1 protein-coding gene is annotated in these 1442 nt (G+C 57.3%); it reads right to left on the minus strand.

The features are described from left to right. Window positions 1-25: 25 nt before the first annotated feature. Window positions 26-1389 (minus strand): IS3 family transposase gene (locus NCS67_RS31770; RefSeq protein WP_409017632.1). Its coding sequence is split into 2 segments (ribosomal slippage): window positions 26-918 and window positions 918-1389, totalling 1365 coding nucleotides; the frame shifts between segments, so codons are not numbered across the junction. Window positions 1390-1442 lie beyond the last annotated feature (53 nt).

Raw genomic sequence — 1442 nt, forward strand, 5'->3', positions numbered from 1 at the left:
CCCCGCAAAGTTGGACAGTTTTGGGCTAGGCCGCTAAGGGCTGAGTTCTGTACATCACAGGACTCAGCCCTTTCAGCTTCAGCTTGATGCGGTGGTGATTGTAGTAGTGAATGTAGCGTCTGATTCCGGCCTGAAGGGCTTCGATGCTCTCGAAGCGGTTGGGGTAGAAGAACTCCGACTTCAAAGTGCCGAAGAAGCTTTCCATGGTGGCGTTGTCGTGGCAGTTGCCCTTGCGCGACATGCTTTGCGTCAGGGCTCGTTGCGAGAGCAACGCCTGGTAAGCGCCCATCTGATAGTGCCAGCCTTGATCCGAGTGGACCAAGGGGCGATCATCGACTTCCAGCCTTCTGAACGCCTTTTTGATCATGTTGGCGACCATCGCGAATGCCGGACGAGTGGCCGTCTCGTAGGCGATGATCTCGCCGTTATACAGATCCAGCACCGGCGATAGATAAAGCTTTCGCTCGCCCACCCGGAATTCAGTGATATCGGTGACCCACTTCTGGTTCGGCCCCGCGGCATCGAACTGTCTTTGCAGCACGTTCGGCGCAACCCGTCCCACCGTCCCGCGGAAGGCTTGAAACTTCTTCGGGCGCACCAGCGACTTCAGTTTCATGAGGTGCATCAACCGCTGGACGGTCTTGTGATTCACAACAGTGCCCAAATGCCGGACTGCGTGAGTAATGCGTCGATAGCCATAACGCCCTTTGTGCTGCTCGAACACAGAACGAATACGCGCCTTGAGCTGCGCGTGTTTGTCCGCCTTGCGTGAAGCCTTGCATTGGTAGTAGAACGTGCTGCGCGCCAGGCCGGCCACTTTCAGCAGGCCGTCGAGCGCAAACTCATGCCTCAACCCGGCCACTACTTGCGCTTTTTGCGCTGCGCTGTAGGGCTTTCCGAGCGGATCAAGGCATCGAGTTTTTTTAGGTACGCATTCTCCATGCGCAGATAGTTCAGCTCCTTCAGGAGCTCTTCCTTCGTGCGGGCCTCGTCGGATTTGGACGAAACCGCTGGCGCAGATGACTTGGGTTGCTTCACGGAGCGTCCTCGGGGGCGCGGCTCAAGGGCCTGCATACCTCCCGAATCATACCGGCGCTTCCAGACATTAATCGCGCTCGGATTGCGGATATCGAAGATCGCGGCCGTCTCTCGGCACGACAGGGCCTTGGTGTGCATGAACTGCAGCACCTTCAGTTTGAATGGGCCGTCGTAGAAACTGTACTTCTTCTTAAACGCCGCCTCGCCATGCGCCCGCCAGGCCGCCACCCATTTACGCACCGTGCCCTGGCCCACGCCATGTTGACGCCCCACCTCTCCGTAACCACCCCGCTCGCCTGATAAATAGTCTTGAACGACTCTGCTCTTGAGTCGTGCGCTGTACTTGCTCATGAAAAAACACCCCAAATCGTTGAACGGGTGTCCAACTTTTGGGGTGCAGTTCA

Origin of the sequence: Caballeronia sp. ATUFL_F2_KS9A, assembly GCF_023630765.1 — a bacterium.
Taxonomy (GTDB): Bacteria; Pseudomonadota; Gammaproteobacteria; order Burkholderiales; family Burkholderiaceae; genus Caballeronia; species Caballeronia zhejiangensis.